The sequence below is a fragment of the Angustibacter luteus genome (assembly GCF_039541115.1).
Classification (GTDB): domain Bacteria; phylum Actinomycetota; class Actinomycetes; order Actinomycetales; family Angustibacteraceae; genus Angustibacter; species Angustibacter luteus.
This window is the reverse complement of record NZ_BAABFP010000002.1, coordinates 1155758-1177822: the sequence shown is the minus strand read 5'-3', so window position 1 is coordinate 1177822 and position 22065 is coordinate 1155758. Positions and strand designations below refer to the sequence as shown.

Below are 22065 nucleotides of genomic sequence, written 5' to 3'. Positions count from 1 at the left end.
GCGCGGCGCCTTCACCGGACCGTACTCAGACTCGTGCCGCGGCCAGTTCTCATCGGTGTCCGCCCGCACGTCGCGAGAGCACTCAGGACGGAGGGACGCGAGGCCCGGGCACCAGGAGGCTTGCCGTGACGGGGGCGAGGTCGTCGAGGCGGTCCAGGACCTCCTGGTAGGGCAGCTGCTTGAGGGAGCCGCCGTCCTCGATCTCGTCCCAGGTGCGGGGGGCGGCGGCGTTCGGCTGCGGGCGACCGCGCAGGGAGTACGGGCAGATGGTGGTCTTCGCGTGGTGGTTCTGGCTCCAGTCGAGCAGGACCTTCTTGGGGCGCAACGCCTTCGCCATGGACGAGACGACGAGGCTGCGGTGGTCCGAGGCCAGGGACTCGGCCAGCCGCCGCGCGTACTCCCGGACGACGTCGGCGTCCTGCTCGCCGGACAGCGGCGCGTACAGCTGGAGCCCCTTGCTGCCACTGGTCACCGGGACGCACTCCAGGCCGTCGGAGGCGAGCCGTTCGCGGACCAGGAGGGCGACCTCGGCGCACTCGGGCAGTCCCGCGGGCGCGCCGGGGTCGAGGTCCACGACGAGCCGGTCCGGGTCGCGCTGGCCGCCACGGGGGCCGACGGTCCACTGCGGCACGTGCAGCTCCAGGGCCGCGAGGTTGGCCAGCCAGACCAGGGTCGGCAGGCCGTCGACCACGGGGTAGGTGATCCGCTCGCGCGAGGACCCGGGTGCGTCGAGCGTCACGGTCGCCACCCAGTCGGGCGCGCCCTTCGGCATCGCCTTCTCGACGAAGGACGCCGCCTCCACCCCGTTCGGCCACCGGAACCGGCTCACCGGGCGGTGGGCCAGCAGGGGCAGCATGACCGGCGCGACCTTGGCGTAGTAGTCGATGATCTCCGCCTTGGTGGTGCCCGTCGAGGCGTACAGCACCTTGTCCAGGTTGCTCAGCTTCAGCCGGCGGCCGTCGATCTCGACCTGCGCCTGGTGCGCGTCGCTGCGGTCAGGACTCACGGACCAGCTCCTCCACCCGGACGTCGCGCCGGACGCCGCGCCAGGCCGGCTGCCGCAGCCGCCCACCCGAGCCGTAGCCGAGGTGCTCGACCTCCACGCAGACGGTCGGCTGCACCCAGTGGGTGCCGCGGGCGTCGATGGCCGGGACGTCGTCGGCGAACGGGGAGTCGTTGCGGGCCAACGGGTCCAGCAGCCCGGACAGCAGTCTCGCCGCGTTCCCGCCGATGCCGGACCCTACGCGTCCCAGGTACGTCAGCCGCCCCGCGCCGTCCGGCAGCCCGACCAGCAACGCACCCACCACCGACGACGTCCCGGTCTGCGGGCGCCACCCGCCGACCACGCAGGTCTGGGTGCTGCGGTGGGCGCGCTTGACCCAGTCCCGGCTGCGCACTCCGGGGCGGTACACGGAGCTGCGTCGTTTGCTGACGATGCCCTCGAGCCCGTTGGCCTTCGTGGCCTCCAGCAGGGCGGCCCCGTCGTCGAACACGCCGGGGACCTGCCACGGCCCCGCCCCCGGCTCGCCGAGCTCGATCCGCTCCAAGGTGTGCCGGCGCTCGTCGAAGGCGCGTCCGAGCAGCGGTACCCCGTACAGCCGCAGCACGTCGAACACCACGTAGGACACCGGGAACCGTTGCGCCAGAGCGGCCGCCCGCCGGGCGTCCTTCACGTGCATCCGCTCCGCCAGCACCCCGAAGTCCGGCTTGCCGTTCGCGAACGCCACCACCTCGCCGTCCAGCATCCCGTCGGCCACCACGTCCACCAGACCGGCCAGCTCGGGGTACGACACCGTGACGTCGGACTCGGTGCGCGAGGTCAGCCGCAGCCGTCCGTCGGTCACGTCCGCGAGGACCCGCATCCCGTCCCACTTGACCTCGTGCACCCAGTCGTCGCCCCCCGGCGGCGTTGCGCCAGAGGGCGCAGGGGTGGCGAGCATGGGGCGCATAGGACCATCCTGCCTGTAGCGTCGTCGTGAAGACGACATATGTCGGGCCGGCTGTCGTCGGACCGGAGGGAGCGGGCAGATGAGGGCGATGTGGAAGGGCGCGGTCTCGTTCGGCCTGGTGAACGTGCCGGTGAAGATGTACACCGCCACCCAGAGCCACGACGTCGCGTTTCACCAGGTGCACCGCAAGGACGGCGGCCGGATCCGCTACCGCCGGGTCTGCCAGGTCTGCGGCGAAGAGGTTGCGTACGACGAGATCGCCAAGGGGTACGAGTCCCCCGAGGGTGACCTGGTGGTGCTGACCGACGAGGACCTGGCCGAGCTGCCCGTCACCGGCAGTCGCGAGATCGACGTCGAGCGCTTCGTCCCGTCGGAGCAGATCGACCCGATGCTCTTCGAGAAGTCCTACTACCTCGAGCCGGAGAAGTCCGGCGTCAAGCCCTACGCGCTGCTCCGCGAAGCCCTCAAGGCCTCCGACCGGATGGCGCTGGTGCACGTCGCGATCCGCAGCCGGTCGACACTCGCGGTGCTGCGCGTCCGGGACGACGTCATCGTGCTCCAGACGATGCTGTGGCCGGACGAGATCCGGCAGGCCGACTTCGACACCCTCGGGGACCTCGACGAGCTGCGCCCGCAGGAGCTGGCGATGGCCTCCTCGCTGATCGAGTCGATGGCCGGCGAGTACGACCCGGACGAGTTCGGTGACGAGTACCGCGAGGCGGTCGTCGCCGTCGTCGAGGGCAAGCTCGACAAGGGCGAGAGCAGCAAGGTCGAGGAGCCCGGCACGTCGTCGGTCGACAGCGGCCAGGTGCTCGACCTGATGGCCGCCCTGCAGCGGTCCGTGGACGCGGCCAAGGGCAAGCCCGCCGAGTCCGCGTCGACCGAGGATGGCTCGTCCGGCAAGGCCGCCAAGAAGGCAGCCGCGAAGTCCACCACCAAGGCCGCGGCGAAGAAGACCGCGGCCAAGAAGGCAACCACGAAGAAGGCCGCGGCGAAGAAGAGCACCAGCAGCACGAGCAAGGCCACGGCCAAGAAGACGGTCGCCAAGAAGCGCAGCGCCTGACCGCAGGTGAGCGAGCAGACGCTGCCCGACGAGCTGACCCGGCTGCTCGAGCACGGCCCGTTCCACGAGGCGCTCGCGGCGGCCGTCGCGAACCGTGGCCTGACGCTCGCCCGCCTGCAGCACCACCTGGCCCTGCGCGCGAGCCCGGTCAGCGTCCCGACGTTGAGCTGCTGGGTGCGCGGTACCCGTCAGCCGGAGCGGCCGCAGTCCCGCCAGGCGCTCGCCGAGCTCGAGGGCGTGCTGGGGCTACCGCCGCGCGCCCTCTCGGACCTGCTCGGACGCCCGCGCCGCCGAGGTCGCGACGCCGCCCGGCCGATCGCGGACGCCGAGCTGTGGCAGCCGTCGCGGTCCCTGCACGACGCGCTGCGCGAGCTCGACCTGCCCCGCCCGGACCTGCGGGTGGTCAGCGTGCACGTCCGGCAGACCGTGGACGAGCGGGGTGTCGAGCGCGAGCTGCGCCACGTCAACGTCATGGAGTCCACCAAGGACGACACCGACCGCATGCGGGTCACCATCGGGCACCTGGCCGGCAGCACGGAGGCCACCCGGCTCCGGGCCGTCACCGGCGCGCAGACCGGACGGCTGCGTCGGACCCCCGACGGGTTCCTCGTCGCCGAGCTGCTGCTGGACGCGACGCTCGCCAAGGGTGGGCGCACCATCGTCGAGTACGCGGTGCAGCTCGACGCGGCCGGAGCCCCGTCCACCGAGTGCACCGCGCTGTTCCACCGCCCGGTGCGGCAGTGCCTGGTGGAGGTCTTCTTCGATCCGGACCGGTTGCCCGCCAGGGGGTTCGCGCTGCGGCGGCCGGCCGGCAAGCACGAGCAGCGGGTCGACGTCCCGCTGTCGTCCGCAGGGGTGCTGCGCACCGCACTGTTCGACCAACCGGCGGGCGAGTACGGACTCACCTGGCAGTGGCCGGCCTGACGTCCGACTGACGCCGGGGGCTCGTCCGGGTTTTCTACGAAATTTACCTGCGTCCGCACGGCGCCTGCCGGACCGCGTCCGCGCGACCTCCACACCCCTTGTCGCACAGCGGGTTCCGTGACCAGACTGCGCGGCGCGCCGTCGGATCTGCCCGGTTTGCCCGGACCGCAGGCGCGTCCCGCTCGCGGACCACCCCGCGCAGCCCTTCTCGAGGAGACGCAGTGAAGAGAACGACAACCCTGGGCGCCGTCGCGGCAGCAGCCGTCGCGGCCTCCGTCTTCGTGCCCGGCACGGGATCGGCCGCCGTCCCGGCCGGTCCGGCGTCCGGCCTGGCCCAGTCGTCCGCCCAGTCCCCGCCCCAGCCGTCCCGAGCCGCCCTGCTCGCGTCGGCTCAGGTCGCCGCCCCGTCCGTCGGCAAGGTTCTCGGGCTGGGTCCGCAGGAGACCCTGCGGGTCAAGGACGTGATCACTGACGCGAACGGCACCGTGCACACCCGCTACGAGCGCAGCTTCGCCGGCCTGCGGGCCATCGGGGGTGACCTCGTGGTGCACCGCGACGCGACCGGCGCGGTGCACTCGGTGGACCACGCCGGCTCCGGTGTGGTCGCGGTGGGGTCGACCACGCCAAGCGTGCGTCCCGGGACCGCGTCCGCGGACGGTGCCTTGGCCGCCCGCGGGTTCGCCCAGCAGGACGGTTCAGCGCTGCGGGCCGGCGCCAGCAAGGACGCCAGCCCCGAGCTCGTCGTCTACGCCGCCGGCGCCAGCCCTCGGCTCGCCTACGACGTGGTGACCACCGGCACCCGGGCCGACCAGACCCCCAGCCGCATCCACACCCTCGTGGACGCCGTCACCGGCCGGACCCTGACGACCTGGGACGACATCGAGACCGCCGAGGGCACCGGGAAGACCCTGTACTCCGGCAACGTCACGATCACCACGAGCGGCAGCGGCAGCAGCTACTCGCTCGTCGACACCGCGCACGGCAACGGCACCACCACCGACCTCAAGGGGGCGACGTCCGGCAACGGCACGACGTTCACCGATGCGGACAACGTCTGGGGCAACAACGCCACCAGTGACCGCGCCTCAGCGGCGGCCGACGCGCACTACGGCGCGGCGGCGACCTGGGACTACTACAGGTCCGTGCACGGCCGGAACGGCATCTTCGACAACGGCAACGGTGTGCGCTCGCGGGTGCACTACGGCAGCGCCTACAACAACGCCTTCTGGGACGGCGCCCAGATGACGTACGGCGACGGGCGCAACAGTGCGAGCCCGCTCGTCGAGATCGACATCGCGGGTCACGAGATGAGCCACGGTGTCACCGAGAACACCGCGGGCCTGGCCTACACCGGCGACGCTGGCGGGCTGAACGAGTCGACGTCCGACATCTTCGGCACCTCCGTCGAGTTCTACGAGAACAACCCCAACGACGTCGGTGACTACCTGCTCGGCGAGAAGATCAACTTCAACGGCAACGGCACCCCGTTGCGGTACATGGACAAACCGTCCAAGGACGGCGCAGGCAGCGTCGACTGCTGGTCGACCAGCACCAAGAACCTCGACCCGCACTACTCCTCCGGGGTCGGCAACCACTTCTTCTACCTGGCCAGCGAGGGCTCGGGCGCCAAGACGATCAACGGTGTCAGCTACAACAGCGCGACCTGCAACGGCTCGACCCTGGCCGGCATCGGCCGGTCCAAGGTCGAGAAGATCTGGTACCGGGCGCTCAGCACGTACATGACGTCGACCGAGACCTACCCGCAGGCGCGCAACAGCACGCTCAAGGCGGCGATCGACCTGTACGGCGCCAGCAGCGCCGAGTGCGCCGGCATCGCCGCGACCTGGTCCGCGGTGTCCGTGGCCGAGGGCACCACCAAGTGCTCCACGACCACCCCGACCCATACCCCGACCCAGACCCCCACCCAGACCCCCACCCAGACCCCGACCCAGACGCCCACCGGGACGCCGACCACGACGCCGCCGTCCGGTCAGAACCTGCTGACCAACCCCGGGTTCGAGTCCGGCCAGACCGGCTGGACCGGCACCCGTGGCCCGATCAGCAACGACGCGGCGCGACCGGCCCGCACCGGCTCGTACAAGGCGTGGCTCGGCGGCTACGGCTACCGGGCCACCGAGTACGAGCAGCAGGCCGTCACGATCCCGGCCTCGGCGACCTCGGCGACCCTGAGCTTCTGGGTGGCGATCGACACCGAGGAGAACGAGGACGTCGCCTACGACACCCTGAAGATCCAGGGCATCGCGGGTGGCACCACCAGCACGCTGGCCACGTACTCCAACCGGAACGCATCCAGCGGCTACGTGCAGAAGACCGTCGACCTGTCCCGCTACCGCGGCCAGAGCGTCACGGTGAAGTTCCTGCTCAACGAGGACGCCTACCTGCAGACCAGCTTCGTCGTGGACGACACGGCGGTCACCACGGGCTGACTGCGGACCGCGAGACCGCGACCCGCACCGCCTGTACCCGGGCGGTGCGGGTCGCGCTCGCGCGCGTCTGGCGAGCGCACCCTGGTCAGGTGACACTGTTCGTCACGATCCGCACCGCTGCCGATGGGAGGGCGCATGACGGACCAGGACCGGCGCGACGACCTCGCTCACCTGCTCGAGCGCGGTCCCTTCCACGAGGCGCTGGCTACGGCGGTCGAGCACCGCGGGCTGACCCTGCAGCGGCTGCAGCACCGGCTCACCGAGCGGGGCGCCACGGTCAGCGTGCCGACGCTGAGCTGCTGGGTGCGCGGCACCCGGCGTCCGGAGCGGCCGGTGTCCATGGCGGCGCTGGCCGAGCTGGAGCTGGTGCTCGGCCTGGAGGCGCGTTCGCTGTCCGACCTGCTCGGGCAGAAGCGCCGGCGCGGCCGGGACGCGGCGCGGCCGGTGGACGACGAGACCATCTGGCGGGACTCGGCGTCGCTGAGCGCCGTGCTGAGCGAGCTCGACCTGGTCAAGCCAGACCTGCGGGTGGTCAGCGCCCACCTGCGCCAGCGGGTCGACGGCCGCCGGGTGGAGCGCACGGCGCGGCACCTCAACGTGGTCGAGGCCATGCGCGACGACCTGACCCGCACCCGGCTGACGATGGCCAGGCTGACCGGACGTCCCGACCAGCTGCACGTGGAAGCGATCGCCGGGGTCAGCGTGGGCCGTCAGCGCGCCACCAGCGACGGCTTCGTCGTCACCGAGCTGGTGCTCGACACCACGCTGGCCAAGGGTGAGCGCACGGTCGTGGAGTACGAGGCGCACCTGGACCCCGAGGGGGAGCCGTCGATCAACTGCACGGCGCTGTTCTACCGGCCGGTGCGGATGTGCGTCGTCGAGGTGTTCTTCGACCCCGAGCAGGTCCCGGTCCGCTCGTTCGCGCTGCGCAAGCCTGCGGGCAAGCACGAGCAGCGCAGCCCGGTGCGGGTCTCGGCGGCGGGGGTGCTGCGGTCCGTGGTCTTCGACCAGCCGGCCGGCGAGTACGGGCTGACCTGGGACTGGGACTGATGATCATGTGCTTGGCGCAGCACTTTTCTACCGTCTTTACCGCCCTCCGCACGAAGGGCTGAGCGACGCCCGACGCGGGGCGCCGTCCCCCTTGTCTCGCAGCGGTTCTGCAGGCAAGACTCACCTCGTCGAACCGAGACCAGCCGCCGGCCACTCCAGTGCCCGTCCCGGCGGTTGGACGGCCCGCACCACGCAGCAGCGTGTGGTGCGGGCCCTTGGTCGTTCAGGGGATCGTGCCGCCCCGGCGCAGTCGCGCCAACGCGTCCCGCGGGTCGCCGGCGAGCGCCTCTCCGACGGAGCGGACGGTGCTGGCCCGGTCCGATGCGAGCCCGTCGACGTCCTCGTCGGCCCCCTGCCCGGGGCTCGCGTCGGACCGGAGGTCCCTCTCGTCGTCCGGACCGGCGGGGACGTCGTCCGGCGGGCTCAGGTGCCGTCGGCGGTCCTGGACGGCGGCCACCAGCCGCGCGTAGACCCCGACGTCCCGCGGGTCCGTCAGCCACGCCTCGGCAGCCTCGGCGACCCGGGCGTCCAGCAGCACCAGCACCTGATCCATCCGAGGAGTGTGCCGCACCGCGCGGGGCGAACGTGCATGATCACCGCGAGGACCTCGCTTAGTGATCATGCAGGTTCGCCCAGCGGGATTCCGCGCAGGGCGAACGCGGGCCCCTCGGCGGAACATGCTCAGGTCCACCCGACGTTGAGCCGATCAGACGCAGGTCTGGTCTGTCCGGGTGTCCGTGAGGTCACGATGTGGGCGACGATCCGGCTCGTGTCACACCACGGGGATAGCATCGACGTGGCGAGGGAGGGGAGAGCCCCGCTCCTGCCTACCGCTCGCGAGGAGAATGCAGATGTTCGAGAGGTTCACCGACCGGGCCCGACGGGTTGTGGTGCTCGCGCAGGAAGAAGCGCGGATGCTCAACCACAACTACATCGGCACCGAGCACATCCTGCTCGGGCTGATCCACGAGGGCGAGGGCGTGGCCGCCAAGGCGTTGGAGAGCCTCGGCATCTCGCTCGACGCCGTGCGCGAGCAGGTTCAGGAGATCATCGGCCAGGGCCAGCAGGCTCCGTCCGGCCACATCCCCTTCACCCCGCGCGCCAAGAAGGTGCTGGAGCTCAGCCTGCGTGAGGCGCTGCAGCTCGGCCACAACTACATCGGTACCGAGCACATCCTGCTCGGGCTGATCCGCGAGGGCGAGGGCGTCGCCGCCCAGGTGCTGGTCAAGCTCGGCGCCGACCTCAACCGGGTCCGCCAGCAGGTCATCCAGCTGCTGTCCGGCTACCAGGGCAAGGAGCCGGCCGCGACCGGCCCGGCCGAGGGCACGCCGTCCGGCTCGCTGGTGCTCGACCAGTTCGGCCGCAACCTCACCCAGGGCGCCCGCGAGGGCAAGCTCGACCCGGTGATCGGTCGCGAGAAGGAGATCGAGCGGGTCATGCAGGTGCTGTCCCGCCGCACCAAGAACAACCCGATCCTGATCGGCGAGCCCGGCGTCGGCAAGACCGCCGTCGTCGAGGGCCTGGCCCAGGGGATCGTCAAGGGCGAGGTGCCCGAGACGCTCAAGGACAAGCAGATCTACACCCTCGACCTCGGCGCGCTGGTGGCCGGCAGCCGCTACCGCGGTGACTTCGAGGAGCGCCTTAAGAAGGTGCTGAAGGAGATCCGCACCCGCGGCGACATCATCCTGTTCATCGACGAGATCCACACCCTCGTCGGGGCGGGTGCGGCCGAGGGCGCGATCGACGCGGCGTCCATCCTCAAGCCGATGCTGTCCCGCGGCGAGCTGCAGACCATCGGGGCGACGACCCTCGACGAGTACCGCAAGTACATCGAGAAGGACCCGGCGCTCGAGCGTCGCTTCCAGCCCATCCAGGTCGCCGAGCCGAACCTCGCGCACACCATCGAGATCCTCAAGGGGCTGCGCGACCGGTACGAGGCGCACCACCGCGTCTCGATCACCGACGCCGCCCTGGTGGGTGCCGCCACGCTGGCCGACCGGTACATCAACGACCGGTTCCTGCCGGACAAGGCGATCGACCTGATCGATGAGGCCGGCGCACGGTTGCGGATCCGTCGCATGACGGCGCCCCCGGACCTGCGCGAGTTCGACGAGCGCATCGCCGCCACCCGGCGCGAGAAGGAGTCCGCGATCGACGCGCAGGACTTCGAGAAGGCCGCCTCGCTGCGCGACACCGAGAAGCGCCTGCTCGGCGAGAAGAACGAGCGCGAGAAGCAGTGGAAGGCCGGCGACATGGACGTCGTCGCCGAGGTCGACGAGGAGCTGATCGCCGAGGTCCTGGCCACCGCCACGGGCATCCCGGTGTTCAAGCTCACCGAGGAGGAGTCCTCGCGGCTGCTGCGCATGGAGGACGAGCTGCACAAGCGGATCGTCGGCATGGACGACGCCATCAAGGCGCTGTCCCAGGCCATCCGCCGCACCCGGGCTGGCCTCAAGGACCCGCGCCGTCCGGGCGGCTCGTTCATCTTCGCCGGCCCCACCGGCGTCGGTAAGACCGAGCTGGCCAAGACGCTCGCCGAGTTCCTGTTCGGCGACGAGGACTCGCTGATCCAGCTCGACATGAGCGAGTTCAGCGAGAAGCACACGGTCTCGCGGCTGTTCGGCTCCCCGCCCGGCTACGTCGGCTACGAGGAGGGCGGCCAGCTCACCGAGAAGGTGCGCCGCAAGCCGTTCTCGGTCGTGCTGTTCGACGAGGTCGAGAAGGCCCACCCGGACATCTTCAACTCGCTCCTGCAGATCCTGGAGGACGGTCGCCTGACCGACTCGCAGGGCCGCATGGTCGACTTCAAGAACACCGTGATCATCATGACGACCAACCTCGGCACCCGGGACATCTCCAAGGGCCAGGGCGTCGGGTTCTCGTCCGGTAGCGACACCGCGACCGGCTACGAGCGGATGAAGGCCAAGGTCAACGACGAGCTCAAGCAGCACTTCCGGCCGGAGTTCCTCAACCGGGTCGACGACACCATCGTCTTCCCGCAGCTGACCCAGGACGAGATCATCCGGATCGTCGACCTCATGCTGGCCAAGCTGGACGCGCGGCTCAAGGACAAGGACATGGGCATCGAGCTCACCTCCGCGGCCAAGACGCTGCTCGCGGAGAAGGGCTACGACCCGGTCCTGGGTGCCCGGCCGCTGCGCCGGACCATCCAGCGGGACATCGAGGACGTGCTGTCCGAGAAGATCCTGTACGGCGAGCTCAAGGCCGGCTCCATCGTGCTGGTCGACGTCGAGGGCGAGGGCAAGGAGCGCGCCTTCACCTTCACCGGGGCACCGAAGTCCGTCCCGGAGCCCGTCGTGGCCGGCGCGGGTGCCCCGTCCCAGCCCGCCGGTGAGTCGGGCGAGGCGCCGGCCGTCTGAGCCGGCCGAGCCACCCAGCACGCCCGAGGCGGCGCGCACCCAGCAGGGTGCGCGCCGCCTCGCAGTTCACGAACGCCTCGCGGTTCCCGAACCGCGCCAGCACGTCAAGGTGCCGACCTCACCTGCCGATCATCAGGTCAAGCGACCAGACCGGCCGCGACGGAGCAGAAGGACGGGCGTGGACGACGAGCAGCGGGCCTATCGGCGGGCGTACGACCTGCTCGAAGGTGTCCAGGCGGAGGACCCGCGGGGCGCACTCGCCGAAGTGGTGCACGCCCAGCAGGTGGCGCGCAGGCACGCCTGGAACCGCGTGGACCTCGTGCTGCAGCTCGTCGCCGTCGTGCACGACCTCGTGCACGGGCCGGACGCCCGCACCGACGCCCGCGTCGAGGACCTGATGGCCCAGTCCCGACGCACCTCGCAGCTCGCCCTGGTGGCCTGTGCCCTGGGCGTGCGCGGCGTCCTGCGCAACCTGCACGGCGACACCCGGCAGATGCTCGAGGACGCCGCCAACGCGATGGTGATCCTGGACGACGAGGAGCTCCCGGCACAGGACCGGGCGACCGGCTACACGATCATCGCCGCCGCCTACAACAGCCTGCGGCTGTGGGAGCTCACCGACGAGCTGTACGAGCTGGCCACCCAGGCCGGGCGCCGCGACCCCAAGCCCGTCATGCAGGCCGCGCTCGCGGTGAACCCGGTCCTGATCCGGGTCGAGTGGGCGCTGGCGCTGGTCGAGGTCGGCGACGACGTCGAGGCGACCCGCCAGCTGGAGCGCGCGCACGCCGCCCTCGCCCTGGCCCGCGACACGCCCATGCCCGCGCTGTGGTCGCAGGTCCGCGAGTCCTGCGCGTGCGTGATCGGCTTGCTCACCGGGGTCGACGTGCCGGACGACGACGTGGTCGTCTCGAACATCGAGGCGCTGCGCCGCGACGGCGACACCCAGATGCTCCCGATGGTCGAGGCCGCCTGGGTGCTGGCCCGCTACCGCCGGGCCGGCCACCGCCGAGAGGTGCGCGACGCCCGGCTCGCCGCCCGTGACCTGCTCACCCCGACCGGCACGATCGCTCCGTCCTCCTCGTCGTCCACGTTCCCCGCGTGGGTCCGGGCGCAGGTGCTGGCCGGTTCGACGTCCAGCCCGCTCCGGCTGCCCGTCCGCCCTCAGCAGACGCGCGCCCTGCAGGCCCAGAGCGACCACGCCAAGCTCGTCGTGCGGAGCAGCTGGGAGTCGCGGCGGGCCGTCCTGGCCGCGGCCTACGCCCAGATCCGGGTGGCCCGCGGCCGGACCGAGCGTGAGCGGCTCGTGCACGCCGCCTCCACCGACCCGCTGACCGGGCTGAGCAACCGGCGGGTGTTCGACGACTGGCTCTCGGGCGTCGACACCGTCGGGTCGCCGTCCGGTCTGCTGCTGGTGGACGTCGACGACTTCAAGGGCGTCAACGACACGTACGGCCACGCGATCGGGGACGACGTCCTGCGGGCGCTCGCCGGCGTGCTGCGTGAGTGCGAGGAGGCCGGCGACGTCTCGGTGCGCCTCGGCGGCGACGAGTTCGCGGTCCTGGTGCCGCGGATGGCGCACCCAGCTGCTCTGGAGGAGCGGGCCCGGCGCATCGGCGACCGCGTGCAGGGCTACCCGTGGTCGACGCTCGCCGTCGGCGTGCAGGTGCGGGTCAGCAGCGGCTGGAGCGTCGGCGGGTCGCACGAAGACGGCGAGACCGGGCCCGGGGGCCGGCTCGGCACCTACCGCCGAGCCGACCAGGACCTGTACGCCGGCAAGCGCGGCGGCGGCCTGTCCGGTGGCCTCAGCTCACTGGTGCGGTAGCGCCCCGCCCGACCGCACGACCTGGGAGTACCAGCGTGCGCTGTCCTTCAGCGTGCGCACCTGGGTGTCGTAGTCGATGTGCACGATGCCGAACCGCTTGGAGTACCCGAAGGACCACTCGAAGTTGTCCAACAGCGACCACAGGAAGTACCCGCGGACCGGCGCGCCCTGCTCGATCGCGTCCAGCACCGCGCCGAGGTGGTCGCGCAGGTAGTCGATGCGGTCCTGGTCGTGCACGCCGCCGTCGTCGGCCAGCACGTCGGGGAAGGCGGCGCCGTTCTCCGTGACCATGAGGTCCAGGCCGGGGTGCTCGCGGTGCATGCGCACCAGCAGCTCGGTCAGGCCGCGGGCGTCGATCGGCCAGCCCATCTCCGTGTGCAGGCCGGGCTGCTCGGGGAACTCCACCTCGTCGCAGGCGATCCACGGCGTGGCCACGGTCAGGCCGTGCCCGTCCGCGATCTGGCGGGGGCGCGAGCCGTCCCAGTGCCGGACGACCGTCGGGGAGTAGTAGTTGACCCCCAGCACGTCGGGCACCTGGTGCACCAGGTCGAGGTCGCCGTCCTGGATGAACGACCAGTCGGTGACGGCGGCGGTGTCGGCCAGGACGTCGTCGGGGTAGCGGCCCTCGAGGACGGGGTCCAGGAAGACGCGGTTCTGCAGGCCGTCCACGCGGCGCACGGCGTCGTCGTCCGCCGGGTCACCGGCCTCCGAGTGCACCCACGCGAGGTTGAGCGTCAGGCCGATCCGGGCGTCCGGCACGGCAGCGCGGATGGCCGTCGTGGCCAGCCCGTGGGCCAGGTTCAGGTGGTGCACGGCGGCCAGCGCGGCCGCCGGGTCCTGCCGGCCCGGTGCGTGCACGCCGCTGGCGTAGCCGAGGTAGGCCGAGCACCAGGGCTCGTTGAGCGTGATGTAGGTGGGGACCTCGGGGGACAGGGCCTGCGCCACGACGACCGCGTACTCGGCGAAGCGCTCCGCGGTGCGCCGGTCGGTCCAGCCGCCCGCGTCCTCGAGGGCCTGCGGCAGGTCCCAGTGGTACAGCGTGACGGCGGGCTCGATGCCCGCGGCGACCAGCTCGGCGACCAGCTCGCGGTAGAAGGCGAGCCCCTCCTCGTTCACCGGGCCGAGGGCGTCCGGGCCGACGTCCGGGGTGATCCGCGGCCAGGCGACCGACATCCGGTACGTCGTGAGGCCGAGCTCGCGCATGATCGCGACGTCCTCGCGGAACCGGTGGTAGTGGTCGACGGCCACGTCGCCGGTGTCGCCGTCCTGCACCTTGCCCGGGGTGTGGCTGAACGTGTCCCAGATCGACGGCGTCCGCCCGCCCTCGGCGACCGCCCCCTCGATCTGGTACGACGCCGTGGCCGAACCCCACGCGAAGTCCGGGGGGAAGCGACGCCCACCCTCGTCGTCCTGGGGGGTGGACGTGCTGTGCGCGGACGTGAAGACCACGGGATGCCTCATCTCTGCCGGAGGTGCTACGGAAGACGGTACGACTGCGGGGTCGGGCTGCGCGAACCTGCTCATCCCTTGACCGCTCCGGCGATGATGCCGCTGACCACCTGACGGCCCAGCAGGACGAAGACGAGGAACACGGGCAGGGTGCCGATCAGCGTCCCGGCCAGGATGATCGACTGGTCCGGGACGTAGCCGCCGCCGAGGTTGTTCAGCGCCACCTGCACGGTCGGGTTGGTCGAGTTCAGCGCGATGATCGGCCAGAAGAAGTCGTTCCAGGACGCCATGAACGTGAGCATCGCCAGCACCGCCATCCCGGGCCGGGCGATCGGCAGCACGATCGAGATGAAGGTGCGGGTGGACGTCGCGCCGTCGACCCGGGCGGCCTCGAGCAGCTCGTCCGGGACGGCCTGCAGCAGGAACTGGCGCATGAAGAACACCCCGAAGGCGCTGACCAGGGACGGCAAGATCACTGAACCCAGCTTCGCGGTCAGGTGCAGGGTCGCCATGATCTTGTACAGCGGGACGACGCCCAGCGTCGGCGGGATCATCATCGTGGCCACCGCGATCGCGAACAGCACGGCGCTGCCGCGGAACCGCATCTTGGCGAAGGCGAAGCCGGCCAGGGTGCAGAAGAGCACCGTGCTCACCGTGACGCAGCCGGACACCACGACCGAGTTGATCAGGGCCTTGCCGATGTTCTGCTGCTCGAGCGCCGCCTGGATGTTGTGCCAGAGGTTGCCCCCCGGCGTCAGCGGCGGCGGTACCTGGGCGATCTCGGACATGGTCCGGCTGGCCCCGACGAGCATGTAGTAGAAGGGCAGGATGAAGATCGCCGCGGTGATGACCAGCAGCAGGTAGGTGATCGGTCCGGCCTGGTGCGTGCCGCGACGCCGGCGGCGTGGTTTGCCGACGGTGAGCATCGGCGGCGCACCGCTGGAGGCCGGGGGGACCGGCATGGTGGTCATCGCTCACTCCTCGTGCGCCAACGGACGATCGCGGTGTTGAACAGCACCAGCACCACGATGATCAGGAAGGTCACCCAGGCGACGGCGGCCGCCTTGCCCAGCTGCAGGTACTGCCAGCCCTGCTGGTACATGAACAGGCCGATGGTCTGGTACTGGTGCACGGCACCGCCGTCCGCGCTGCCGTTGCCGAACAGCAGCGGCTCGCCGAACAGCTGGGTCGCGCCGATCGTGGACACCACGATGGTGAACAGGATGGTCGGCCGCAGTCCCGGCAACGTCACGTGGCGGAACTGCTGCCAGCGGCTCGCGCCGTCGATCGCCGCGGCCTCGTAGAGGTCCTGCGAGATGGACTGCATGCCGGCGAGGTAGATCAGCGCGTTGTAGCCGGTCCAGCGCCAGGTGACGATGATCGCGATGGCGACCTGCGCCGTCCAGTTGCCGTTGCGCCAGTCGACCGGGCCGACGCCGAACCAGGACAGGATCCAGTTGGCGAAGCCGGCGTCGCGGGCGAACAGCTCGGAGAACACCAGGGTGGCCGCGGCGACGGACGTCGCGTACGGCGTGATCATCGAGACCCGGAAGAACGTGCGGACCCGCATCGAGTAGTTGAGCAGGTGCGCCAGCGCGAGGGCCAGCAGCAGCTGCGGCACCGTCGACAGGACGCCGATGGTGAAGGTCTTCCAGAGCGCGTTGTAGAACAGCGGGTTGCTGAACAACCAGCGGAAGTTGTCCAGGCCGATCCAGGTCATCTCCGAGCCGAGCTTGTACTCGTGCAGGCTGATCCAGACGGTGTTGACCAGGGGGAACAGCCCGAAGGCGGCGAAGATCAGGAAGAACGGCGACACGTAGGCGTAGGGGGCGGCCTTCGCCTCGAAGCGGAAGGCTCGCTGGCGCCAGGTGCGACGCCGCCGCTCCCCCACCCGCACGGATGCGGGTGGGGGAGCGTCCTGCGACGACGGGCCCTCGCCCGAGCCGCCCGAGGCCGTGCTGGCGGTGCTCGAGGCGGTGTCGGGCGAGGCCCCGGCCGCGGCTGCAGACGACACGTCAGACAGGCCCGGTCAGCCGAGCTGGTTCTTGAGCGTGTCGTTCAGGGTGGCCCACGCCTTGTCCGGCGCGACGTGGTTCGTCTCGACCGACTGGAGCGCGGTGCTGATCTGGTTCTGGATCGTGCCGTCGTCCTTGCCGTGGATCTGGGTCGGCGCGGAGGCGGCGATGTCACCGAACACCTTGCCGATGGCGGCCCCGCTGAAGTAGTCGTCCTTGGTGTCGGCGACCAGCGTGAACGCGCCCTTGTTGGACGGGAAGTTGCCGACCTTGTTGAAGACCGTGGCCTGCTGCTCGGGGTCGGTCAGCCACTTGATCAGGTCAGCGGCCTGCTTCTGGTGCTTGCTCTGCTTCGGGATCGAAAGGTAGGCGCCGCCCCAGTTGCCGCCCACGCCGCCGGGCAGCGTCGTGACGTTCCACTTGCCGCTGCCGGCGTCGCCGGCCTTGCCCTTGATGTAGCCGATCATCCAGGACGGGCAGGCGATCGTGGCGAACGAGCCCTTGCCGAAGCCGGAGTCCCACTCGGGGGTGAACTGGCCCAGCTTGGCGGTCAGACCGTCCTGGCCGGCCTTGGCGGCGAGGTCGTAGGCGTGCTTGACGGCGGGGTTGGTGTTCCAGATCAGCTGGCCCGACTCGTCGTAGTAGATCTTGGACTCGGTGGAGACCACGACGTTGTAGAGCCCGCCGGCGGCGTCCGTCCAGGCGGCGCCCTTGGGGGCCTTGGACTTGAACTGCTCACCCATGGCGATGTAGTCGTCCCACGAGGTGAGCTTGGTGGCCAGCTCGGCCGGGTCGGAGGGCAGTCCGGCGGCCTTCATCAGGTCGGTGCGGTAGCAGATGCCCGTCGGGCCGATGTCGGTGCCGAGACCCAGGACGGCGCCGTCCTTCGTGGTGGCGGCCGCCTCCTTCCACGCCGGGTAGCTGGCGACCTGCGCGCCGGCGCTGGTGCCCTTGAGGTCCAGCCACTTGTCGCCCTGGTTCTGCGCGACGTCGGTGATCCGGCCGACCTCGATGGCCTGCACGTCCGAGGCGCCGCTGCCTGAGGCGAGCTTGGTCTGCAGCGCGGTCCAGTAGTTCTTCTCCTGCTCGGTGGAGTCGTACTTGATGGTGATCTCGGGGTGGTCGGCCTGGTACTTGTCGAACAGCCCGGCCTCCTTGTACCCGAAGGTGCCGAAGAGGCTCACCGTGAGGGTGGTCTTGCCCCCCGGGGTCGAGCCCGTTGCCGAGTCGTCGCTGTCGCTTCCGCAGGCAGTGAGGCCCAGGGCCACGCAGATCGTCGCGGCCGCTACCGCGGTCGCCGGACGTCGCAGGTGCATCGTTGTGCTCCTTCTGGCCCGAGGGCCGTTCGTCGTTGAACGTGTTCGTCCTTGAACGTGTGCGATATGAGAGCGCTCTCGCACTTGATGAGAGCGCTCTCACGCTGGCCGGAATACTCGCGTCCGGGGACTAGCGGTGTCAAGGTGTGGCGGACAACAAATTCATCACGGCGCCGCTCCCGCGCACCCATCGCGCTACACGGGGTATTCCGGCACGCATAGCCACGGGAAGCGCGAATGGTGCGGAATCGGGGCTACGTGGTCTCGCGGACGACGAGCTCGGTGGGCAGCATCACGGACGTCGACACCGGGTCGCCGTTGACCAGGGCCAGCAGCAGCAGCGCCATCTCGCGACCGAGCTGCTCCATGGGTTGGCGCACCGACGTCAGCGGCGGGTGGGCGGCGGTGGCCAGCGGGCTGTCGTCGAAGCCGACCACCCGGACGTCGCCCGGCACGGAGAGCCCGGCCTCGCGGATCGCCCGCATCGCGCCGACCGCCATCTGGTCGTTCGCCGCGAACACGCCGTCCGGCGAGAAGCGTTGCCGCAGTAGGTGGTTCATTGCGTCGAAGCCGCCCTCGGTGGTGAAGTCGGACTGCATGGTCCGGCTCGTGGCGACCTTGCGGCCGGCGGCTCGCAACCCGGCCTCGTAGCCGGCCAGCCGGTCCTGCGCGGCCGGCATGTCCAGCGGCCCGGTGATCGTGGCCAGGCGGGTGCAGCCGACGTCCAGCAGGGCCTGGGTCGCCAGCTCGGCGCCGGTCAGGTTGTCGGCGTCCACGTTCGGGATGTCGTCGTCGGGGCGGAAGGGGCGGCCGCTCAGCACCACCGGGATGCCCACCTCGCGCAACCGGGTCGGCAGCGGGTCGTCGCCGTGCAGCGAGACGAACATCGCGCCGTCCACGTGGCCGCCCGCGGCGAACCGGAAGAACTGCTCGTGCTCGGCCTGGTTGGCCAGCACGACGAAGACGAGCTGGACGCTCTGGTCCGACACGGCGCGGTGCGCCCCGCGCAGCACGGCCGGGAAGAACGGGTCCTGGAACAGCCGCTCCTCGGACTCGGACACCACGAACGCGATGGAGTCGCTGCGCCGGGTGACCAGCGACCGCGCGGCCCGGTTGGTCACGTACGACAGCTCGGCCGCCGCGTCCAGCACGGCCTTCTTCGCCGACTCACTGACCCGCGGCGACCCGGACAGCACCCGCCCGGCGGTCGCCCGGGACACCCCGGCCAAGGCCGCCACGGACTCCAGCGTGGGCAGGCCGGGCGCTCCGCTGTGATCTCGCACGTGCCGGAGTGTAGGGCCCTGGGACGGCCTGTGGCTCGCGGCGAGATCGACAGCCCGCACACCGGACGTTCACAGGTCCTGCACAGGAACGCTCGTCATCCTTCCCGTCATGAAGCTTCCACGTCCCGGGCGGGTGGCCACGGTCAACCTGTCTATCGCCGCCGTCCTCGTCATCGCCCTCGTCATCGGATTCCTTGTGCTGCACGGGGACGGGGGGACGGCGACGGCCTCGACCGCGCGCACCGCGACCGTGTCCACCGGCGACGTCAGCGCCACCGTGAGCGCCACCGGCACCAGTGCGCCGACCTCGACCTCCGAGGTCTCGTTCACCAGCAGCGGCACCATCGCGAGCATCAAGGCGAAGGTCGGGCAGACGGTGAAGAAGGGTCAGGTGCTCGCCACCCTGGACACCGACCAGCTGCAGACCGCGGTGGACGTCGCGCAGGCCAAGCTGGACGCCGCCCAGGACCAGTACTCCGCCGCGGTGGAGGGCTACGACGACGCCGTGGACGCCGAGAGCTCCGCGGACGACACGGCCAGCACCAGCCAGAACGGCCAGAGCCAGCAGTCGTCCGCGACCTCGGTCTCGTCGGCGTCCGCCCAGCTCGCGTCGGCCCGGGCGAGCCGCCTGCAGGCTGAGAGCGACCTCGAGTCCGCGCAGACCGCCCTCGCCGGCGCCACGCTGCGCAGCCCCCGCGCCGGCACCGTGCTGACCGTGAACGGGACCGTCGGCGGTTCGTCGGGCGGGTCCAGCGGGAACGGCTCGAGCACCGGCTCCGACACGACGTCCGGTCTGTTCACGATCGCCGACCTGACCAGGATGGAGGTGTCCGCCTCGTTCGCCGAGGCCGACGCCATGGCCCTCAAGGTGGGCCAGGTCGCCACCACCGTCTTCAACGCCGCCGAGGGCACGCCGGTCACCGGCAAGGTCACCTCGGTCGCCCCGACCCCGACCACCGCGAACAACGTGGTCAGCTACGCGGTCACCGTGAGCCTGCCGACCCTGCCGAAGGGCCTGCGGTCCGGGCAGAGCGCGACCGTGACCGTGACGACCGGCAGCAAGACCAACGTGCTGACCGTGCCGAGCTCAGCGATCACCAGCGGCGGCAGCACGCACACCGTCACCGTGGTGGCCAACGGGCAGCAGACCCGGACCCCGGTCGAGATCGGTCTCGAGGGCGACCAGCTCACCGAGGTCACCAGCGGCCTGACCGCCGGGCAGCAGGTGCTCCTGGCGACCGCGTCGACGTCGTCCGGCAACGGCTTCCCCGGCGGCGGGAACTTCCCCGGCGGCGGCGCCGGACCGGGTCTGGTCACCAACGGCAACGCCCCGGCCGGCGGCGCCCGGTGAGCGAACCGCTGCGCGAGAACGTCATCGAGCTCGCCGACGTCCGCAAGGTCTACGGCCACGGCGACGCCGCGGTCGAGGCCCTGCGCGGCATCAACCTGGACATCGCGGCCGGCGACTACGTCGCGATCATGGGGGCCTCCGGCTCGGGCAAGTCGACGCTGATGAACCTCATCGGCTGCCTGGACGTGCCGACCACCGGCAGCTACCGGCTGGACGGCGTCGACGTCAGCGACCTGGGTGAGGACTCGCTGGCGCAGGTGCGCGGACGTCGGATCGGGTTCGTCTTCCAGTCGTTCAACCTGATCCCGCGGATGTCGGCCGCCGCCAACGTCGAGCTGCCGATGACCTACGCCGGCGTCCGGGCGAGCGAGCGCCGCCGCCGGGCCGCTGCCGCGCTCGAACGGGTCGGGCTGACCGACCGGGCCGACCACCGACCCAACCAGCTGTCCGGCGGTCAGCAGCAGCGGGTGGCGATCGCCCGCGCGCTGGTGATGGCGCCCGCGCTCGTCCTGGCCGACGAGCCCACCGGGAACCTCGACAGCCACTCCAGCGGCGAGGTGATGGCCATCCTGGACCAGCTCAACGCGTCGGGCCGGACCGTCGTCCTGATCACCCACGAGGACGACGTCGCCGCCCACGCCTCCCGCCAGCTGCGGCTGGTCGACGGGCAGATCGTGTCCGACGTCCGCACCCGTGACCTGGTCGGTGTGGCGTGAGCCCGCTCGAGGTCGTCCGGTCCGCCCTGCGCGGCCTGACCGCGAACCCGTTGCGGTCCACCCTGACGACGCTCGGCATCCTGATCGGGGTCGGCGCGGTCATCGTGCTGGTCGCGGTCGGCAACGGGTCGTCCAAGGCGATCGAGGCGTCGATCGAGCAGCTCGGCACCAACACGCTGACCGTGTCCAGCCAGGGCGGTCGCGGCTTCTCGGCCCGCGGCGGCGGACAGCAGCAGCAGCTGACGTCCGGCGGGATCACCCTGTCGGTGGCGCGCCAGCTGACCAACACCGACCTCGCGCCGGACGTCAAGAGCGTGACGCCCGAGGCGACGACGTCCGCGACGGTGACGGCCGGCGACACCAGCGTCACCGTGAACTCGATCGTCGGGACGTCGGTCTCGTACTTCGAGGCCACCAACAGCCCGGTCGACAAGGGCACCTACTTCACCCAGGCCGACGTCGACGCCAGCCGACAGGTCGCCGTGATCGGCCCGACCACGGCCGACAACCTGTTCAGCGGGCAGAACCCGGTCGGCCAGCAGATCACGGTCGGCAACCTGCGGCTCACGGTCGTCGGGGTCCTGGCAGAGAAGGGATCCAGCGGGTTCCAGGACGCCGGTGACACGATCATCGCGCCCATCACGACGGTGCAGCGCAGCCTGACCGGCTACGGCGCGCTCAGCTCGGTGGTCGTGCAGGCCACCGGTGCCTCGACCGTGGACGTCGCCGAGTCCGAGGTCACCTCGATCCTGGACAACGCGCTCGGGGTGACCAGCAGCAACGACCGCACCTACCGGGTGCTCAACCAGTCGCAGCTGCTCAGCACGCGCACCGAGGCGAGCAAGACGTTCACGGTCCTGCTCGCCGCCGTGGCCGGGATCAGCCTGCTCGTCGGCGGCATCGGGATCACCAACATCATGCTGGTCACGGTCACCGAGCGGACCCGCGAGATCGGCATCCGCAAGGCCCTCGGCGCGCGGACCGGCGCCGTGCTCGGCCAGTTCCTCACCGAGGCGACAGCGCTGAGCCTGCTCGGCGGCGTCCTCGGGGTCGCGGCGGCGCTCGTCACCGTCAACTTCACGATCTCCGGCATCGAGCCCGTGCTGGTGCCGTCGTCGATCGCGCTCGCCCTTGCGGTGTGCGTGGTGATCGGCGTGTTCTTCGGCGGGTACCCCGCCGGCCGCGCCGCCCGGCTTCGACCCATTGACGCCCTGCGTCATGAGTAGCCCGCCGGCCCTTCCGTCCGCCCCGCCCCGTGACCTGTCACGGACGGGGCACCGAGCCCACCGCAAGTGCCCCG

At 71.1% G+C, this 22065-nt stretch carries 17 protein-coding genes; 9 read left to right on the top strand and 8 right to left on the bottom strand.

Annotated features, from left to right (window positions below; genetic code table 11):
• Positions 1 to 82: 82 nt before the first annotated feature.
• Together ligD (ABEB17_RS05745) and ligD (ABEB17_RS05740) are read right to left on the bottom strand one after the other, a co-directional pair.
• Entirely contained in the window at positions 83 to 1006 is a 924-nt protein-coding gene (gene ligD, locus ABEB17_RS05745; RefSeq protein ID WP_345715635.1) for a non-homologous end-joining DNA ligase, read from the bottom strand.
• Complete coding sequence (gene ligD / locus ABEB17_RS05740) at positions 996 to 1949, bottom strand: non-homologous end-joining DNA ligase (RefSeq protein ID WP_345715634.1); 954 nt, start codon at positions 1947 to 1949, stop codon at positions 996 to 998. Before ligD (ABEB17_RS05740) ends, ligD (ABEB17_RS05745) begins: the two co-directional genes overlap by 11 nt.
• A 79-nt stretch (positions 1950 to 2028) precedes the next feature.
• Between ligD (ABEB17_RS05740) and ku the strand changes: the two genes are divergently transcribed.
• The 4 genes from ku to ABEB17_RS05720 all read left to right on the top strand — a co-directional run bounded on the left by ku (position 2029) and on the right by ABEB17_RS05720 (position 7433).
• Complete coding sequence (ku, locus tag ABEB17_RS05735) at positions 2029 to 3012, top strand: non-homologous end joining protein Ku (RefSeq protein WP_345715633.1); 984 nt, start codon at positions 2029 to 2031, stop codon at positions 3010 to 3012.
• 6 nt (positions 3013 to 3018) lie between these two features.
• Positions 3019 to 3936 (top strand): hypothetical protein, encoded by a 918-nt coding sequence (locus ABEB17_RS05730; protein ID WP_345715632.1) that lies wholly within the window; start codon positions 3019 to 3021, stop codon positions 3934 to 3936.
• A gap of 221 nt (positions 3937 to 4157) precedes the next feature.
• Positions 4158 to 6383, top strand: a complete 2226-nt coding sequence (locus ABEB17_RS05725) for a M4 family metallopeptidase (protein ID WP_345715631.1) — start codon at positions 4158 to 4160, stop codon at positions 6381 to 6383.
• A 135-nt stretch (positions 6384 to 6518) separates the two neighbouring features.
• Entirely contained in the window at positions 6519 to 7433 is a 915-nt protein-coding gene (locus ABEB17_RS05720; protein WP_345715630.1) for a hypothetical protein, read from the top strand.
• 223 nt (positions 7434 to 7656) lie between these two features.
• On the opposite strand, the gene ABEB17_RS05715 is transcribed toward ABEB17_RS05720, so the two are convergent.
• Positions 7657 to 7986 (bottom strand): hypothetical protein, encoded by a 330-nt coding sequence (locus ABEB17_RS05715; RefSeq protein ID WP_345715629.1) that lies wholly within the window; start codon positions 7984 to 7986, stop codon positions 7657 to 7659.
• Positions 7987 to 8284: 298 nt separating this feature from the next.
• Between ABEB17_RS05715 and ABEB17_RS05710 the strand changes: the two genes are divergently transcribed.
• Together ABEB17_RS05710 and ABEB17_RS05705 are read left to right on the top strand one after the other, a co-directional pair.
• Positions 8285 to 10813: an ATP-dependent Clp protease ATP-binding subunit gene (locus tag ABEB17_RS05710; protein ID WP_345715628.1), complete on the top strand. Its 2529-nt coding sequence runs from the start codon at positions 8285 to 8287 to the stop codon at positions 10811 to 10813.
• A gap of 178 nt (positions 10814 to 10991) precedes the next feature.
• The gene (locus tag ABEB17_RS05705; RefSeq protein ID WP_345715627.1) at positions 10992 to 12635 is read left to right on the top strand and encodes a GGDEF domain-containing protein; all 1644 of its coding nucleotides are present in this window, start codon (positions 10992 to 10994) and stop codon (positions 12633 to 12635) included.
• Here the strand turns inward: ABEB17_RS05705 and ABEB17_RS05700 are convergent.
• The 5 genes from ABEB17_RS05700 to ABEB17_RS05680 form a co-directional block, all read right to left on the bottom strand.
• Positions 12621 to 14096 carry a GH1 family beta-glucosidase gene (locus ABEB17_RS05700; protein ID WP_378227039.1) on the bottom strand — a complete coding sequence of 492 codons (1476 nt, stop codon included), beginning with the start codon at positions 14094 to 14096 and terminating at the stop codon, positions 12621 to 12623. The two genes, ABEB17_RS05705 and ABEB17_RS05700, sit on opposite strands and share 15 nt — an antisense overlap.
• Before the next feature lie 59 nt (positions 14097 to 14155).
• Positions 14156 to 15055: a carbohydrate ABC transporter permease gene (locus tag ABEB17_RS05695; protein WP_345715625.1), complete on the bottom strand. Its 900-nt coding sequence runs from the start codon at positions 15053 to 15055 to the stop codon at positions 14156 to 14158.
• Positions 15052 to 16107: a carbohydrate ABC transporter permease gene (locus ABEB17_RS05690; protein ID WP_345715812.1), complete on the bottom strand. Its 1056-nt coding sequence runs from the start codon at positions 16105 to 16107 to the stop codon at positions 15052 to 15054. The genes ABEB17_RS05695 and ABEB17_RS05690 overlap by 4 nt, the downstream gene beginning before the upstream one ends.
• A gap of 6 nt (positions 16108 to 16113) precedes the next feature.
• A complete protein-coding gene (locus ABEB17_RS05685) occupies positions 16114 to 17415 on the bottom strand; it encodes an ABC transporter substrate-binding protein (RefSeq protein WP_345715624.1) in 1302 nt (433 codons plus the stop codon).
• Positions 17416 to 17669: 254 nt separating this feature from the next.
• On the bottom strand, positions 17670 to 18698 hold the full coding sequence (locus ABEB17_RS05680) for a LacI family DNA-binding transcriptional regulator (RefSeq protein WP_345715623.1): 1029 nt from the start codon (positions 18696 to 18698) through the stop codon (positions 17670 to 17672).
• A 109-nt stretch (positions 18699 to 18807) separates the two neighbouring features.
• Here ABEB17_RS05680 and ABEB17_RS05675 point away from each other — a divergent pair, with 109 nt between their 5' ends.
• Genes ABEB17_RS05675 through ABEB17_RS05665 form a run of 3 tightly spaced genes read left to right on the top strand, consistent with a single transcriptional unit; the run spans position 18808 to position 21991 of the window.
• Positions 18808 to 20049 (top strand): efflux RND transporter periplasmic adaptor subunit, encoded by a 1242-nt coding sequence (locus tag ABEB17_RS05675; protein ID WP_345715622.1) that lies wholly within the window; start codon positions 18808 to 18810, stop codon positions 20047 to 20049.
• Positions 20046 to 20765 carry an ABC transporter ATP-binding protein gene (locus ABEB17_RS05670; RefSeq protein WP_345715621.1) on the top strand — a complete coding sequence of 240 codons (720 nt, stop codon included), beginning with the start codon at positions 20046 to 20048 and terminating at the stop codon, positions 20763 to 20765. Before ABEB17_RS05675 ends, ABEB17_RS05670 begins: the two co-directional genes overlap by 4 nt.
• Entirely contained in the window at positions 20762 to 21991 is a 1230-nt protein-coding gene (locus tag ABEB17_RS05665; protein WP_345715620.1) for an ABC transporter permease, read from the top strand. The genes ABEB17_RS05670 and ABEB17_RS05665 overlap by 4 nt, the downstream gene beginning before the upstream one ends.
• Positions 21992 to 22065: the final 74 nt, after the last annotated feature.

Excerpts from the sequence above, each read along its gene's own strand:
- ABEB17_RS05675 (WP_345715622.1), top strand. The coding sequence starts at position 18,808 with ATGAAGCTTCCACGTCCCGGGCGGGTGGCCACGGTCAACCTGTCTATC.
- ABEB17_RS05715 (WP_345715629.1), bottom strand. The coding sequence starts at position 7,986 with ATGGATCAGGTGCTGGTGCTGCTGGACGCCCGGGTCGCCGAGGCTGCC.
- ABEB17_RS05685 (WP_345715624.1), bottom strand. The coding sequence starts at position 17,415 with ATGCACCTGCGACGTCCGGCGACCGCGGTAGCGGCCGCGACGATCTGC.
- ligD (WP_345715634.1), bottom strand. The coding sequence starts at position 1,949 with ATGCGCCCCATGCTCGCCACCCCTGCGCCCTCTGGCGCAACGCCGCCG.
- ABEB17_RS05695 (WP_345715625.1), bottom strand. The coding sequence starts at position 15,055 with ATGACCACCATGCCGGTCCCCCCGGCCTCCAGCGGTGCGCCGCCGATG.
- ABEB17_RS05720 (WP_345715630.1), top strand. The coding sequence starts at position 6,519 with ATGACGGACCAGGACCGGCGCGACGACCTCGCTCACCTGCTCGAGCGC.
- ku (WP_345715633.1), top strand. The coding sequence starts at position 2,029 with ATGAGGGCGATGTGGAAGGGCGCGGTCTCGTTCGGCCTGGTGAACGTG.
- ABEB17_RS05700 (WP_378227039.1), bottom strand. The coding sequence starts at position 14,096 with ATGAGGCATCCCGTGGTCTTCACGTCCGCGCACAGCACGTCCACCCCC.
- ABEB17_RS05710 (WP_345715628.1), top strand. The coding sequence starts at position 8,285 with ATGTTCGAGAGGTTCACCGACCGGGCCCGACGGGTTGTGGTGCTCGCG.